General features: G+C 47.3%; 13 protein-coding genes. 4 read left to right on the top strand and 9 right to left on the bottom strand.

What is annotated here, in order from left to right; genetic code table 11:
- Positions 1-141: 141 nt before the first annotated feature.
- On the bottom strand, positions 142-1,086 hold the full coding sequence (locus tag HRU42_RS07290; protein ID WP_295029890.1) for a LysR family transcriptional regulator: 945 nt from the start codon (positions 1,084-1,086) through the stop codon (positions 142-144).
- 112 nt (positions 1,087-1,198) lie between these two features.
- Here HRU42_RS07290 and HRU42_RS07285 point away from each other — a divergent pair, with 112 nt between their 5' ends.
- Entirely contained in the window at positions 1,199-2,782 is a 1,584-nt protein-coding gene (locus tag HRU42_RS07285) for an isocitrate lyase (protein ID WP_295029889.1), read from the top strand.
- A gap of 109 nt (positions 2,783-2,891) precedes the next feature.
- On the opposite strand, the gene HRU42_RS07280 is transcribed toward HRU42_RS07285, so the two are convergent.
- The 3 genes from HRU42_RS07280 to HRU42_RS07270 form a co-directional block, all read right to left on the bottom strand.
- The gene (locus tag HRU42_RS07280) at positions 2,892-3,026 is read right to left on the bottom strand and encodes a hypothetical protein (protein WP_295029888.1); all 135 of its coding nucleotides are present in this window, start codon (positions 3,024-3,026) and stop codon (positions 2,892-2,894) included.
- Between the two features lie 154 nt (positions 3,027-3,180).
- Positions 3,181-5,232, bottom strand: a complete 2,052-nt coding sequence (locus HRU42_RS07275; protein ID WP_295029887.1) for a S9 family peptidase — start codon at positions 5,230-5,232, stop codon at positions 3,181-3,183.
- Positions 5,233-5,460: 228 nt separating this feature from the next.
- Complete coding sequence (locus HRU42_RS07270) at positions 5,461-7,002, bottom strand: fumarate hydratase (RefSeq protein ID WP_295029885.1); 1,542 nt, start codon at positions 7,000-7,002, stop codon at positions 5,461-5,463.
- Positions 7,003-7,125: 123 nt separating this feature from the next.
- Here HRU42_RS07270 and pabB point away from each other — a divergent pair, with 123 nt between their 5' ends.
- The 3 genes from pabB (at position 7,126) to asnS (ending at position 10,811) form a co-directional block, all read left to right on the top strand.
- Positions 7,126-8,520: an aminodeoxychorismate synthase component I gene (gene pabB, locus HRU42_RS07265; protein WP_295029883.1), complete on the top strand. Its 1,395-nt coding sequence runs from the start codon at positions 7,126-7,128 to the stop codon at positions 8,518-8,520.
- Positions 8,521-8,555: 35 nt separating this feature from the next.
- Positions 8,556-9,146 carry a CoA pyrophosphatase gene (locus HRU42_RS07260; RefSeq protein WP_295029881.1) on the top strand — a complete coding sequence of 197 codons (591 nt, stop codon included), beginning with the start codon at positions 8,556-8,558 and terminating at the stop codon, positions 9,144-9,146.
- A gap of 264 nt (positions 9,147-9,410) precedes the next feature.
- Positions 9,411-10,811 (top strand): asparagine--tRNA ligase, encoded by a 1,401-nt coding sequence (gene asnS, locus HRU42_RS07255; RefSeq protein WP_295029879.1) that lies wholly within the window; start codon positions 9,411-9,413, stop codon positions 10,809-10,811.
- Between the two features lie 64 nt (positions 10,812-10,875).
- On the opposite strand, the gene HRU42_RS07250 is transcribed toward asnS, so the two are convergent.
- From HRU42_RS07250 to HRU42_RS07230, 5 genes are read right to left on the bottom strand one after another with little or no spacing between them, the layout of a single operon-like run.
- Positions 10,876-11,907, bottom strand: a complete 1,032-nt coding sequence (locus HRU42_RS07250; protein WP_295029877.1) for a tetratricopeptide repeat protein — start codon at positions 11,905-11,907, stop codon at positions 10,876-10,878.
- Between the two features lie 42 nt (positions 11,908-11,949).
- Positions 11,950-12,918, bottom strand: a complete 969-nt coding sequence (locus HRU42_RS07245) for a type II secretion system F family protein (RefSeq protein WP_295029875.1) — start codon at positions 12,916-12,918, stop codon at positions 11,950-11,952.
- A gap of 2 nt (positions 12,919-12,920) precedes the next feature.
- Positions 12,921-13,898, bottom strand: coding sequence for a type II secretion system F family protein (locus HRU42_RS07240; RefSeq protein ID WP_295029874.1), 978 nt, complete (start codon positions 13,896-13,898; stop codon positions 12,921-12,923).
- Positions 13,899-13,907: 9 nt separating this feature from the next.
- Positions 13,908-15,233: a CpaF family protein gene (locus tag HRU42_RS07235; protein WP_295029872.1), complete on the bottom strand. Its 1,326-nt coding sequence runs from the start codon at positions 15,231-15,233 to the stop codon at positions 13,908-13,910.
- Positions 15,230-16,492 carry a pilus assembly protein CpaE gene (locus HRU42_RS07230; RefSeq protein WP_295029870.1) on the bottom strand — a complete coding sequence of 421 codons (1,263 nt, stop codon included), beginning with the start codon at positions 16,490-16,492 and terminating at the stop codon, positions 15,230-15,232. Before HRU42_RS07230 ends, HRU42_RS07235 begins: the two co-directional genes overlap by 4 nt.
- Positions 16,493-16,576 lie beyond the last annotated feature (84 nt).

The following is a 16,576-nucleotide window of genomic DNA, read 5'->3' as shown; positions in this document are numbered from 1 at the left end:
GCCGATGTATAAGCGCAAATGATATTGGCTAATAGACGTGTTATTCAGTCTATCCAGACTGAATGTATATCACTAATTTATCGTAGTTATAGCTGGCATTCACCAAAGTTATATCACCAAGAAAACCTGGCTAGCCGGCGGTTAAAATCTGTCTATGATCCTGGCAGTTTCAGTGATGAGCTCTCTCATCCATCTGTGAGCCGGATTATGTTGCAATAACGGACTCCAGGCCATGGTCAACTCTATGGGGGGGATGTCAAATGGCGGTGCCACGATACTGACCCGGGTGTTATCTTGCTTTAATCTGGCCATCTTGCTGGGCACAGTGGCAATCAAATCTTGCCTCTCTGCCAATGAACTGGCCGCTTGATAGTTTCGGGTGAACACTGTGATACGGCGTTTTTCACCAATTTTTGCCAGCGCTTCATCTACCCAACCTAGACGTTGGACATCATCGGGATCCATGCCTACCCCCACTCCCATGCCAGTTTTACTCACCCAGACGTGATGAGACTTAAGATAATTGTCTAAGTTAAAGTCCCTCAGTACGGGATTAGTGCGATTAATGAGGCAACTGAAGGTGTCTTTCCAGAGCACTTTTTGGTGAAAAGATTGAGGGATTTCATCGAAGCGATTAATCGCCATATCCACTCTGCCCTGTTCCACATCGGCAAAATTAACGTCGCTCGGCGTCATGATATCCAAAATGACTTTCGGCGCTTCATTACGCAAGCGAGCGATCAATAAGGGAATAAGGGTCGATTCGGCATAATCCGACGCCATCATACGAAACACTTGCTCACTCTCTAATGCATTAAACTCGGCCTTAGGCTGTACGGCTTTCTCCAAACCAATTAACAGCTCACGGATCACAGGTTTGAGCTCACTTGCCCTCTGCGTCGGTGTCATCCCCTTGCTGGTTCGGATAAGCAGAGGATCATCGAACAAGACCCTTAACCTTTTTAGCCCATTACTCATGGCAGGTTGGCTGATACCCAGCTGATCTGCGGCGCGGGTTACATTCAATTCCCTGAGTAAAACATCAAAATAAACCAATAAATTCAGATCAATACGAGACATATTCATAAAACAAATACCGAAGATAATTACTATAAATTAGACTAATTTAACTCAATATTACTATTATTTTGAACGGAAGCAATCGTTGATAATTATTATTTGTAGGAAGGGACTTACCATGTCAAATTACCGAACCGATATTGATACTGCAGCAAACTTGATTGAGAATGAAGGTAGTGCCTGGAATGCAATCAATCCTGAGTCAGTCGCTCGTATGCGCACTCAGAACCAATTTAAGACGGGTTTAGACATAGCTAAGTACACTGCCAAGATAATGCGTGAAGACATGGCTAACTATGATTGTGATAGCTCACAGTACACTCAATCATTAGGATGCTGGCACGGCTTCATCGGCCAACAGAAGATGATCGCCATTAAGAAGCATCTTTTGACCACTAAGCGTTGTTACCTCTATCTCTCGGGTTGGATGGTTGCCGCCCTGCGCAGTGAGTTCGGCCCTCTACCAGACCAATCTATGCATGAGAAGACCTCAGTCGCTAGCCTGATTGCCGAGCTTTATACCTTTCTTCGTCAAGCCGATGCTCGTGAATTGGGCGGCCTGTTCCGTGAACTCGATAACGCTGAAGCCGCCGATAAAGCCGCGATTCAGGATAAGATAGATAATTTCGAGACCCATGTTGTGCCTATCATTGCCGATATTGATGCAGGTTTTGGCAACGAAGAAGCCACTTACCTGATGGCTAAGCAGATGATTGAAGCCGGTGCTTGTTGTATACAGCTTGAAAACCAGGTTTCCGATGTGAAGCAATGTGGTCACCAAGACGGCAAGGTCACTGTGCCTCATGTGGAGTTTTTAGCTAAGATCAATGCCGTACGTTATGCCTTCTTAGAGCTCGGCATCGATGATGGCGTTATCGTGGCACGTACGGATTCTCTCGGTGCGGGTCTGACGCAGAAGATTGCGGTGACTTCAGAGCCGGGTGACTTGGGCGACAAGTACAACTCTTTCATCGAAGTCGAAGAAGTGACTAGCGACAACTTGGAAAATGGTGATGTGGTGTTTAAGCGCGGCGATAAGCTGGTTAAGCCTTCACGTCTACCCAATGGCCTGTTTAAGTTCCGCGCCGGTACGGGTGAAGAGCGTTGTGTACTCGACTGTATCACTAGCCTGCAGAACGGTGCCGACTTATTGTGGATTGAGACCGAGAAGCCTCATGTGGCTCAGATCGGCGCCATGGTTAATGCCATTCGTGAAGTCGTGCCAAATGCTAAGCTAGTTTACAATAACTCGCCATCATTTAACTGGACGCTTAATTTCCGTCAGCAAATCTTCGATATGATGCAAGAAGAAGGCAAAGATGTTTCGGCTTATGACCGTGCCGATTTGATGAGCATAGATTATGATGAGACTGAGCTTGCCATCGAGGCAGACGAAAAAATACGTACCTTCCAGGCCGATTCAGCCCGTGAAGCCGGTATCTTCCATCACTTGATCACGCTACCGACTTACCACACGGCCGCCTTGTCTACCGATAACTTGGCGAAAGAGTACTTCGGAGATCAAGGCATGTTAGGTTATGTGGCGAATGTGCAGCGCAAAGAAATCCGTCAGGGTATCGCCTGTGTTAAGCACCAGAACATGGCTGGCTCCGATATGGGAGATGCTCACAAAGAATACTTCTCCGGTGATCAGGCGCTCAAAGCGTCGGGTAAAGACAACACCATGAACCAGTTCGGCTAATGCCCTACTCGTCCCCTACATAATCCCGTATACGGGTTAGGGATAACTAAAACAAGCAACCGGAGTCATGCTACTCCGGTTTTTTCTTTTGCAGCGATATGGAGTCATTTCAACAAGCATCACCTTGGCAGACAAATGCCTGCGCGCGGGCTTTACCGCTTCCCGACACGAAGATACGCATCAATGCTCCTTCCCTCAGGGTTTCTTTCGCTAACTCTTTCTTCAATAACTGCATAAGTCGCATGCTTCACTCCTTTGGGCATTGCTGAAAACGATATACACGTTATACCCGTTCCAATTATTCAGTTTAGACAACAATCATCGACAAAAAAGGCCAGATAAATATCTGACCTTTTCACCATCTCACCGACTAATAATACCTAAAGGTATAATACAGGTTACTTTTTAGTCCAGCGATCCATCCAGCCCAGGACATTGGCGTACCATTGTTCCAGGTTATCAGGGTTAAGGATCCAATGATTCTCTTCCGGGTAGATGAGCAGTTCAGATGGGATCCCCTTACGTTGCATAAAGGTGAATGCTGCTAATCCTTGTCCATAAGGAACACGGAAATCTTGCTCACCATGAATGACGAGCATAGGCGTCTTCCAATTCTCTACGTAGTTGACTGGATTGAATTTCTCATACAAGTCCTTGTTCTCATCATATGTGCCACCGAACTCATATTCGGGGAACCAGAGCTCTTCGGTCACATAATACATGGAGCGCATATCGAACAGACCAGCATGGTTCACCAGACAATTAAAGCCATCGCTCCAGTTACCCTGGATCCAGTTCATCATGTAGCCACCGTATGAACCACCGAGTGCACAGGTACGGCTAGAATCCAACCATTTCTGTTGCTTAGTCACGGCGGCTAGGCCTTTTTGCAAATCTTCTAATGGCTTACCACCCCAATCTTTAGAGATAGAATCGGTGAATGCCTGTCCATAGCCGGTAGAGCCGTGGAAATCGATCATCACCACGCCGTAACCCGCACCGGCCCAGAGTTGAGCATTCCAGCGACTGCTGAATGAATTGCCGAATGAGCCCTGAGGCCCGCCATGAACCAGAAACGCGATTGGATACTGGGTGCCAGCCTTGAAGTTCGACGGCTTGATCCAGTAACCATGAACCTCTTCATTATTCCAGCCCTTGAAACTGAACTGCTCGAATTCACCAAATTTAATCTTGGCAAGTTTTTCGCTATTGATATCCGTCAGTTTCTGTAAGCCCTGACCATCTAGATTGATAGAATGAAGATCGCCTGGCTGTACCAGACTCTTATGCTTGAAGATGATCTTATCCGCCGTCACGCCGACTATGCTATTACTGCCCTCGTTGAAGATGGTTTTTACATCACCAAATTGAGTGTTCACTTCAAAAACGGTCACTTGACCCACATCTTGAGCCGTGACGTATAAGGTTCGGTTATCCTTGCCAAAAGTCAATGACCCTGGGCTTCTGTCCCATAGCGGCGCCACTTCTTTTTCCTGGCCCGTCACGGTATCACGCAACATGATGCGATATCTGTCGGCTTCGAAGCCTGGCTTTTTCATGGCCAGATAAGCCAGGTAGCGGCCATCGGCAGAATAGGTCGGCTGTGCATCCCACGCCTGGTTAGACTCGGTTAAATTTACCGCGTCGCCGCCCGTTACCGGTACCTGCCAAAGATCATAGTTAGTGATCCAGGCCTGATCCTTACTCGGCGCCTTGGCGCTATAAACCACATACTTGCCATCTGGGCTAAAGGTCACCTCTTCCATGCCGGAGAAAGGTTTAGCTGGCGTTTCTGTGTCCAGCCCGGCGGTGACATCCACGGCTGTGGTGATCTTGTCGCCATTTAATTGCGCCACAAACAGATGACTACGAGAGTGATCGCTCCAGGTATCCCAATGACGCACCATCAATTGTTTATATTCACGGCCGCTGGATTTACGCTCGGCTTCGGCAGTGAATTTATCCTCAGAGCATTGCAGATCAGGACAGTCCGGGAAGACACGCAGATTCAAGACCACTTGCTTACCGTCTTGGGACAGTTTAAAGCCTTCTACATCCAGTGGCAGGTCTGACACTTGTCGGGCTTCACCGCCTGTCAGAGGTAGCTTATAGAGTTGACTCGAACCATCACGTGAAGCCAGAAAGTAGACTGACTGGTCGTCGGCCGAAAAAGCCGCACTGTGTTCGGTACCGGCAGCAAACGTGAGTTGCTTCGGCTTCGAGCCCATTTGGGTCAGATCTTGGATATAGAGATCTGAGCTGGCATTACCCTTGGTGTCAAATTTTTTGATGGCAAATACTACGCTATTGCCATCGTTAGCTAATGTTGTTGAATGAAGCTTGTTGATTTTAACCAGGTCTTGAACCTTGAAAGGCTGTGGTGATGAGGCATGAGCCGACATTGCGACTCCGCAGCCAGCCAGTGCGAGAATGATTGCAGTTTTTTTCATTGTTATTATCATCTTTTGTGATTTAAGTCTAACCACTTGCCCTATAGGCCAGAAGGTTAGCGAGTTAAGCAGTCCACCATTCACCCAAGACTTAAGTTAGCCGGTGTGATGAGTAAGCATCCCTGCAGACATAAAATGGTTAACGTATCGATCTAAATATGCGCACAATATCCAAAATATTTGGCTTAGGCAAGACACCTAAGCCAAACTTTACTTTAAAAAAGTGTGTTATTTCGCGGGTTGCAGGCTCACTTTCCATTGTGCAGGACCGGTTTCGTGCACATTCACGCCCTCAGAGTCTACCGCCACTGTGACAGGCATATCTTTAACATCGAACTCATAGATGGCTTCCATGCCTAAGTCGGCAAAGGCAACCACGCGTGACTTTTTAATGGCTTTAGACACCAGATAAGCCGCGCCGCCGACGGCCATAAGATACACCGCCTTGTGCTTCTTGATTGAAGCTACGGTAGCAGGGCCACGTTCGGCCTTACCAATCATGCCCATCAGGCCAGTTTTCTCTAGCATTAGATCGGTAAACTTATCCATGCGGGTCGCCGTTGTAGGACCTGCTGGGCCGACAACTTCACTGCCCACAGGATCGACCGGACCGACGTAGTAGATGAACTTACCGGTAAAGTCGACGCCTTCGGGAAGCCCTTCACCGGATTCAATAAGGGTCTGAATGCGTTTATGGGCCGCATCGCGACCCGTTAGCATCTTGCCGTTGAGAAGCAAGGTATCGCCACTCTTCCATTTTTGGATCTCGGCTTGGGTGACGGTATCGAGATTAACTCTATGGGTGTTCTCCCCCACTTCACGGGTGATCACAGGCCAGTCTTCCAGTGACGGTGGCGTCAATTCTGCAGGTCCTGTGCCATCAAGATGGAAATGTACATGGCGAGTCGCGGCGCAATTTGGGATCATCACCACTGGCTTAGATGCCGCGTGAGTGGGCATTGATTTAATCTTCACGTCTAAGACGGTAGTCAAGCCACCGAGTCCTTGAGCACCGATACCTAAGTTGTTGGCACGCTCAAAGATATCGAGACGTAGTTTTTCTTCGGCCGTCTCGGCGCCTCTTTGCTGTAGCTCGTGAATATCGACCGGATCCATCAAGGATTCTTTGGCTAAAACCGCCGCTTTTTCGGCGGTGCCGCCGATACCTATGCCCAGCATACCCGGTGGACACCAGCCCGCTCCCATGGTTGGCAAGGTTCTCTCAACCCAGGCGGCAATATCATCGGATGGATTTAACATGGCCATCTTAGATTTATTTTCAGACCCGCCACCTTTAGCTGCGATAGCAACCTCGATGTGATTGCCTGGTATCATATCTATGTGGACCACAGATGGCGTGTTATCTTTGGTATTTGTTCGTGCCCCAGCAGGGTCTGCGACGATAGATGCACGCAGTGGATTGTCTGGATTGAGATAGGCTTGTCTCACGCCCTGATCGACCATCTGCTGAATGGTCATGTCAGTTTTATCCCACTTCACCGCCATACCGACCTTGACGAAACAGGTCACAATGCCCGTGTCTTGGCACAGAGGTCTCTTACCTTCGGCTGACATGCGTGAATTAATCAAGATTTGAGCGATAGCATCTTTTGCCGCAGGGCTCTCTTCACGTTCATAGGCCTGCGTCATTGCATCGACGAAATCCTTAGGATGATAGTAAGAGATATATTGTAGGGAATCGGCTACGCTCTCGATGAGATCCGCTTGTTTGATGACAACTTCTTTACTCACAATCACTTCCTTATACATGACATTAGGGACACTTTTCAGCCATTTTTGGCATCTATATCTGTTTTTATTAATGCTAGCTGAGAGATATGATACTCTTTCGCGACTTTTAGGGGAATATCACATTTTAGATAAGGTGAATCGATGAGTTTTTCGGCGCTGCAGTGTGCATCAATACTGCGTCTCGATTGGAAATATACCACGACAGATTTATTTTCATTTTTGGCAGATATCCCCTGGGCTATGTTACTCGATTCGGCCAGTGGCGATCACTGTGATAGCCGCTTCGATATTATTTGCCTTGACCCGGTTGCGACACTTGTCACTCAAGACCATGGCACCGAGATAAGTCGATATCAAGATCATGGGCTTACCGATTCTTCGGTGAGTCAGTTAAACCCATTCGATCTGGTTAAACTGGAGTTAGCACACTACTTCCCGGTACAGAAGTCGAGCCAGCTGCCTTTTTCCGGGGGGGCGATGGGCAGCTTCAGCTATGATCTGGGACGTAAGATAGAGAAGATCCCCGCGATTGCCGCCGACGATATCCCCCTCCCAGTGATGAACATAGGCTTATATTTATGGGCATTGGTATTCGATCATCAAGAGCAAGTCTGGAGCTTGGTGCATTATGGCAGCGACGAAGCGGCACAAACCAGTCTGACTTGGCTGCAAGCTAAGCTGGAAATCAAGCCAAATCGACCTGAATTCTGCCTTGTCGGTGACTGGCAGCCACAGCTGACTAAGACTGACTACGAAGAAAAATTTGACGCCATTCAAGAATATATTCAAAACGGCGATTGCTATCAAATAAACCTAACCCAGAGGTTCTCGGCTAAATATCAGGGCAATGAATGGCAAGCCTACCTCAAACTCAGGGAATCCAATAAGGCGCCCTTCTCCGCCTTCATTCGCCTATCACAAGGTGCGTTACTGTCTATTTCTCCCGAGCGGTTTATTCAACTCAGAGGCGAAGATATCCAGACTAAGCCCATTAAGGGCACGAGTCCTAGGTATTCCACCGCGGCAGAAGATCGGCAATCAGCCATACAGCTACGCCATTCAGCGAAAGACAGGGCGGAGAACTTGATGATTGTCGATCTACTTCGTAACGATCTGGGCAAGGTGGCTAAACCTGGCTCGGTATCAGTGCCTCACCTGTTTGAGATTGAAAGCTTTCCAGCCGTGCATCATCTGGTCAGCACAGTCACAGCAAAACTCGACGCTAAATATGATGCCACCGACCTATTAAAAGCCAGTTTCCCGGGCGGCTCGATCACCGGCGCGCCAAAAATCAGGGCGATGGAGATCATAGAAGAGCTTGAACCCTCGAGGAGAAGCCTTTACTGTGGGTCTATCGGTTATATCAGTCAAGACGGTCAAATGGACACCAGCATCACCATTCGAAGCTTAGTGGCGATAGATGGCACTATTTATTGCTGGGCTGGCGGTGGCATCGTTGTCGACTCTACGGCTGAGAGTGAATATAAAGAAACCTATGATAAGGTCAGTAAAATTCTGCCAGTATTAGAGGGGTGATAATTGATATCTAAGTGTAAATCAGTAGAGGTTATATGCAAAAAAAGATTAAGCCTATACCATTAACTGAATTTAAACTCAGATATAACCTCTTGCAAGCCCCTATTGAGCCTAATCCAGATATTAAAGATCCCCTGCGCCAAGCTGCGGTTCTTATTGCCCTAATACAAGAGGAGGGGGAATTGCATGTCTTGCTCACCCGTCGCCCTACTCATCTTAGATCTCATCCGGGACAAATCAGTTTTCCTGGGGGAAAAGTTGAACGAGGGGATGCCTCTCTCATCGAAACCGCATTGCGAGAAGCCGCGGAGGAAATTGCGCTTTACCCGAGTAATGTAGAAGTGATTGGCCAGTATGCTGCGATGAAAACTTTTACCGGTTTCGAAATAACCCCGGTTATCGGTCTGGTAAAGCAAGCCTTTACTCCAAAACTGGATCCGGGCGAAGTCGACGAACTGTTTACCGTACCCTTATCCTATTTATTGCAGAGCGAAAATCGTCAAAAGCAGACTTACCAACGCCAAGGGCTCCATCACCCGGTTTATTTTATCCGTTATAGGCAACACCTGATCTGGGGCGCAACAGCGGCAATGATAAATACACTCTGCAAACACCTGATCATCTAGACACTAAGGTTCTAGGCAACTCGTTAAATGACAAAGGTGATGTATTTGAGCATAACAAGTATGATTTATGGTCACCAATTTCAGCCGCGAGTAAACAAAGACCGCTATCTGGGTTTGGGGTAAAGTCCAAAAGCAGAATTAATCATCAAAATTACCTGCTATTAGGCATTTTATCTGATTTTGCTACTTGAGAAAACCAGCCAGCAAGGTAATATAAACGTCCAAATTTTATATATAAACGTTTCGTTGGAGAACTAAGCAACAATGAGCATTACATCTGTCGCTTCTGTATTTAAAGGTGAATTTGCGATTGGTTCGCAAATTACCGTTCGCGGTTGGGTAAGATCGCGCCGAGATTCCAAGGCGGGCATCTCTTTTCTTGCCGTTTATGATGGCTCCTGTTTTGATCCTATCCAAGGTGTAGTTCCTAATAGCTTAGAAAATTACAATAACGAAATCTTGAAGTTGACTACCGGTTGTTCTGTCATCATGACAGGCGAAGTGGTTGAGTCTCCAGGTAAAGGTCAGGCATATGAGCTGCAAGTCACCCGTGTTGAAGTTGCCGGTTGGGTAGAAGATCCAGACACTTATCCTATGGCTGCTAAGCGTCACTCTATCGAACACTTGAGAGAGCTGGCACACCTTCGCCCTCGCACCAATCTTATCGGAGCGGTTGCGCGTGTACGTAACTGTTTGTCACAGGCAATACACAGATTCTACCATGAAGAAGGTTTCATCTGGGTATCGACTCCCCTCATCACGGCATCTGATTGTGAAGGTGCCGGTGAGATGTTCCAAGTCTCTACCTTAGACATGGAAAACTTGCCCCGTACCGACGAAGGTAAGGTCGACTACAGCGAAGACTTCTTCGGAAAACAGGCCTTCCTCACCGTTTCTGGTCAACTTAATGCCGAAACTTATGCCTGCGCATTATCGAAAGTCTATACCTTCGGTCCTACGTTCCGTGCAGAAAACTCAAACACCAGTCGCCATCTGGCAGAATTCTGGATGGTTGAGCCTGAAGTGGCCTTCGCCGATCTCGATGATGTTGCCGCCCTCGCCGAGCAGATGCTGAAATTCTGCTTCAAGGCCGTACTCGAAGAACGTCGTGATGATCTTGAGTTTTTCGCCCAACGTGTCGATAAAACAGTAATTGAGCGTCTCGAGTCTTTCGTGACGAGTGACTTTGCTCAGGTGGATTACACCGAGGCGGTCGAGATCCTGAAAAACTGTGGCAAGAAATTTGAATATGCCGTCGAGTGGGGCATAGATCTTCAATCCGAGCATGAGCGATACCTGGCGGAAGAGCATTTCAAGGCCCCTGTGGTCGTGAAAAACTACCCGAAAGACATCAAGGCCTTCTACATGCGCCTTAACGATGACGGTAAGACCGTTGCCGCAATGGACGTACTTGCACCTGGGATCGGAGAGATTATCGGTGGCGCTCAACGTGAAGAACGTTTGGACGTACTCGATGCTCGTCTCGAAGAGATGAACCTAAGCAAGGAAGATTACTGGTGGTATCGTGACATGCGCCGCTACGGTACCGTCCCCCATGCAGGGTTCGGTCTTGGCTTCGAGCGTTTAGTCTCATACGTCACTGGTGTGGCCAATATACGCGATGTGATCCCATTCCCTCGCGCACCAAAGTCGGCAAGCTTCTAGATTTTGCCTATGAAATAAAAAAACGCCCAGCTGGGCGTTTTTTATATCTAGGCTATGTGCAAAATTAATGTCTACTGTTTAGCTCCATCGAGGCTCGTCGCAGGTTTTTCTGTGCTTGCTCAAAATAGCTGGGTGAATTATCGATCGCCCTTTTGAACAGTGCTATGGCTTGTTTATATTGCCCCTCTAACATCAAGAAATATCCCAGATCATTTAATGCGTCGGCCGGCTCCATGGTATGTTCAAATGTCGACAGGGCCCTAGTATATAGACCTTTCCTGACATAGACCAAACCTAGATTTGTCCAACCACGATCGAAACTGGGATCTTCTCTTATTGCCTGTTTTAGATGTTTTTCTGCCGAGTGATAATTACCAGTCAGGTAATAGGAATAACCTAAGTTAGTGATGATCAGCGCCGAGTGTGGCTCCTGTTGTAACGCCAGTTTATACAAGAGTCGGGCTCGCTCATGTTCATTATCAAGATCATCCAAAATGGCCATGGCATTATAGATCCTAACCGGAGAAATCCTATCCAAGGCATAGTAGCCGACGACATCCGTGCTTTTAACAAGCAGTTTTAACCTCGCCTGATCCAGACTCACCGTTTTTTCCAGATGTATTCTGGCTTGTCGGTGCTGACGCTTATCCATATTGATAAGACCCAGTCCCGCATGAGACATCATCATCTCTGGCTCTATGACTAAGGCTTCATTGTAAGTCAAGTAAGCCAGTTGTATGTTGCCTTTAATGCTATGTATTCTGGCAATTTGGTACAAGGTATCGGCGTTATCAGGTTCGAAATCCAGCGCCTGAACATAGAGATACAGCGCTGAGTCTAAATTCCCCAATGTTTCTTCACGCTTCGCCCGTGCCACAGCATCGGCTTCATCCTTAGGAGGATTGACGGTTGCTACCGTTACCATAGCATCGGCGTCATAGAGATCTTGCCGCTGAGGCGGACTGGCCTCTAATGCCTGTATTTCCTCGAGTGATTTAGTCGTCGTACATGCCGATAGCAATAGCATGATAACGGGTACAGCCAGAGAAAATGGGCTTAAGTCTCTGAGTAAATTGAACTGAAATGAACCTGCCATGGCCGCTCCTTATTTTTATATCATTCGACTAATATCATTCGACTAGAAAGCTTGTCCCCATACTTTCATCACCTTGAGCACCGCAGGCCCCACCGCGACGATGAAAAATGAGGGCCAGATACACAGCATCATGGGAAAAATCATCTTTACCGCAAGCTTTGCAGCTTGCTCTTCGGCCTCTTGCAGGCGCTTATCACGATATTCATCGGAAAATATTCTCAAGGTTGCAGCTATGCCGGTGCCTAAGCGAATACTCTGTGAGATTGCCGAATTGAGACCCTTTATGTCTTCTAAACCTGTCCTGTCGGTGAACTCCTGCAGCGCCACCTTAATGGTCAATCCCGCCCTAACCTTACTGCAGACCAGATCCAATTCACTGGCGAGACTGGGATGACTGATGGCCAGCTCATTGGCTACGCGCTGTAGGGCCGCAAGCAAGCCGAGCCCGGCTTCACAGCAGACGACTAATAGATCTAAGGCGTCGGGAAAACCCGCTCTGAGAATCTTCATGCGTCTGGATGCCAAATGCTGTAACACCATGGAAGGTAACAAATAGGCCCCCCCCACCAGCAGTGCCACCACATACACACTCATCATGCCGGATATTTCAGGAAACATACTCAAGGTGAGCACAGATAAGCCTGCCGAGATAAGCAGTAAGATCAACTTGACAGAGCTAAAAACAGCCAGTGCATTCTCAGAATGCAAACCCGCATGTATCAATAGCCGGCGAGTGTCATCATTTGACAGGTTTAATGGTGTTTTTCTTGCCACACGTCCTATGCCATGCTCTATGGTGGCATTGACGTCAGTGTGTGTCATTTTAGTCCTTTTATCGGCTTTATTTATGCTTTTCAATCGCTTCCTAAGTGGGGAATATATACCAATGATGAGAAAAGAGAGCGAAATCGCTAAGGTTATGCCTGCGATCGCCGCCATAACATATACGGCCCACTTAACATACTCAGGGTCGTCAAACAGGGTACCCAACAAGCCAATGATATAATCCATAATTAGACGTCTATCTTAATGATTCTACTTATCCACCAGCCACCTATTGTCATTCCTATGGCCCCCCACATGAGTAATTTCTGTCCCTCTTTCGTCCCAGTTAATTCACCGACATATGATGGTGTTTGAATATAGATAACAGCAAACAGAACGAAGGGTAATAAGATTAAGATCCAGGCAGACAGGCGTCCTTCTGCCGATAAGGTCTTAACTCGACGCCTGAATTTAAATCTCTGCCTTATTACCCTGGTTAAATTCTCGATATTTTCCGCTAAATTACCTCCAGTTTCTCTCTGCACCATGACGGCACTGGCAAAGGCTAGCGCAGAAACGCTAGGAACACGTTGAATAAACCCCAGCAAGGCCCGCTTGATGTCCTTGGTGTAGTTGATATTAACAAACATCAGCTTGAACTCTTTCGCCAATGGTCCCTCCAACTCTTCGGTTGCCAATTTTATTGCGTCGGTAAAGGAATACCCCGCCTGCAGAGCCCTGCGGATCACATCTAAACCATCGGGAAAGCTGGCCTCTATGGTATCCATCCGCTTATTGGTGTCATGATTGAGTTTCATGTTAAACAAGAAGGCCGTGATGACAAAAATAAAAACGGTCATGAAAGGCTCGTTTATGTAGTACCAAGTTATCATCGCCAGGATCATGGATGTAAGTAGCCCTAAGATGAAAAATTGGTGGCCCAGCATCTTATAATCGGCCAATTCCAATCGATAACTAAAATTCTCAAAAAATTCTATGCGTTCTAGCATCCTGCCAAAATTGCTTAACTTCTCCAACTTACTCTTACGTAATAACGACACTTCGAAGCTAGTATCGCCATCATTAGCCGACAGTTGCTTCAGCCGTTTACGGATCAATGCGGTATTCGCTCTCTGTGGGCTATATACAGGTAAAAATAGTGCCTGAGACAGTAAGATCACCGCCAAAAAAATTAAGCCAAGAAAGATCACTTCATTTGAGAACATACTAGCCCCTTAAAAATCGGCAAAAGGATCGCCGCAGTCGAAAAGATCTAATGACAGATCGATACCGTGCTGTTTTAACTTGTTATGAAAACCAGGGATCACCCCTGTGGCAGCGAAGTTTCCTATGATATCGCCATTTTCAGCTCTGCCTTCACGCCTGAAATGAAACAATTCAGACATGGTGATGATCTCCCCCTCCATGCCATTGATCTCCTGGATGCTAGTCACTCTGCGTCCTCCGTCTTCTAATCGCTCAAGCTGTACCACCAGATCGATTGCAGACGCTATCTGAGTCCTGATATTTGCCACTGGCATATCAAAACCTGCCATACACACCATATACTCGAGACGCCCCAAGGCATCTCTGGCACTATTAGCATGCAGCGTGGTGAGTGAACCTTCATGACCGGTATTCATCGCAGTTAACATGTCCAGTGCCTCTCCCCCCCTGACTTCACCTATGACGATTCTATCCGGGCGCATCCTCAAGCAATTTTTAACCAGATCCCTTTGACTTACCTCGCCTTTTCCTTCGATATTAGCTGGCCTAGTCTCCAGACGGACCGTATGGGGTTGACGTAGCTGTAGCTCCGCAGAATCTTCTATGGTCACAATCCGTTCATCGGCAGGTATGTAGCCGGAAAGCATGTTGAGTAATGTCGTCTTACCGCTACCCGTACCTCCGGAAACCAAGATGTTAAGTTTGCCGGCAACTGCAGCGCTGAGTAGCTCGTTCATTTGACTGGTCATGGAGCCTACTTTGATCAGATCCTCTGCGCACATTTTATCCACGGCAAACCGCCGGATGGATAACGCTGGTCCATCTAAGGCGAGTGGCGGAATTATCGCATTAACCCGAGAGCCATCCGCCAAGCGAGCATCGACCATAGGGGATGATTCATCGATTCTTCGACCCACGCTGGAGACAATCCGGTCGATAATATTGAGTAAATGGGCGTTACTGTGGAACTCTATCGGGACTCGCTCTAACTTACCTTTGCGCTCTATATACACACGGTTATAGGAGTTAACCAAAATATCTGAGATACTTGGATCCGATAACAATATCTCCAGCGGACCCAGGCCTAATACTTCATCTATGATCAGCTTTATCAGACGTTGTCTTGCGGACAGGTTGATGGGTAGATGCAAGTCTGTGATCAACTTGTCACAGATATCATTGATCTGTTGTTGGGCCTGCTCTTTCGATATGGTTTCAATCAGGGAAAGATCCATGACGCTCAACAATTTATTATAGACCTGCTCCTTTAAATGCAGCTCCTCCGCCGTCAGCTGCTTAAATTCTACCTTTTGTTGTTCCGGCACATTTGTCATAGCCCCTTCCTCAATATTCGATTCCAAAATCCTTGAGAACGCCCCTCGGCCTGTTTGGTTCTGGGGAAAAAATGTTCTGTCACTTGAGAAAGGTCTTTGATAATTTGCTCGCGATGTGCGACCTCTGTGATTGGTGAGCCCAGATCGATACATTGACTGACAAGCTTAAAATCATTGGCCACCACGAACTGTGATTCTATGCCGGTGGTCTGCCTAATATCTTTCAAGCTTATCCCAGAACTGGTCTTTTGATATCGATTAATCAGCAAATGGATACGACCCATGTCGATCCCCATAAAGCTCACCAGTTGATTGACCACAGCCTTAGCTTCGCGGATGCTCATCACATTTTGCTGCATCACCAATAAAATATTGGCATTGGTTAGCATATCGGCATTCCAAATTTCAGGACCACGGGAGAGATCGATGATCACCTGTTGATAATACTGGCGACATTTGAGTAAAAGTTCATTGGTATTTCGCAGCTCGATGGGCTCGCTGGCATTGAGGACAGCAAATGGCTCAGCGGCCAGCAGATGCAGGTGACCCAGATTGGTCATGGCGCCTTTTAGTGCCATTTCATCCAGAGAGTCCAGCTCCTGTATCGCTTCGGTAATAAAATAATGAGGCTCCAGGCCCAGCATATGTGCCAAGGTCCCCTGTAAAAGATCGGTATCGAGTAGCGAGACCTCTCCTTCATCTCTAATCGAGGTTATCATGGCGATACTGGCCGCGATAAAACTGGCCCCCGAGCCCCCCTTGGCATTAACCACTGCCAGCACCGGAGCCAAGTCGGCCTTATCTGCCAATTTATACGCTATTTTTTCCAGTGACTGCAGCAGTTCAGCCGCGGGGTCCCGCAAAGAGACAAAATCACTCACGCCTTGCTGAAAGGCTAATCTTAAGACGCCTTGGGGGGTATCCTGACCAAGAATGATAATATCGACACCATAGTCGGCAGCAGATTTTAGTGCCTGAATCGCACTGGCTTCATCATTGGGCAAGACCAGGAGAACAAGATTATAAGGTCTAGCGTTAGTCGAACTAGTGGCGAATGAATTGAGAGTTTGTACCCCCTCCCAGGAAAGATTCAGGTAAGAATCCAGACTTAGTTCGATATCTGAGATGCTTTCATAACAACTGTTTATCAAGAGCGCGTGTACCGGGTAAGGCAAGATTCGATTGGCGAGTGTTTTTTCCGCCGAATGGGAGTCGACATTGATATTTTTGCTAGTGTATCTTTCTGTTTCATTCGACACTAGTAACTCCAGCGGCTTATCCATTAAGTTGTCATCTCCCGATAAAAAGTACTTAGTATTTACTATAGTAAGGATTTAGTTTCG

It is taken from the genome of Shewanella sp., assembly GCF_013214165.1.
In the GTDB taxonomy this organism is placed as follows: domain Bacteria; phylum Pseudomonadota; class Gammaproteobacteria; order Enterobacterales; family Shewanellaceae; genus Shewanella.
The sequence above is the reverse complement of the archived record's forward strand: the minus strand, read 5'-3'. Positions and strand labels throughout refer to the sequence as shown.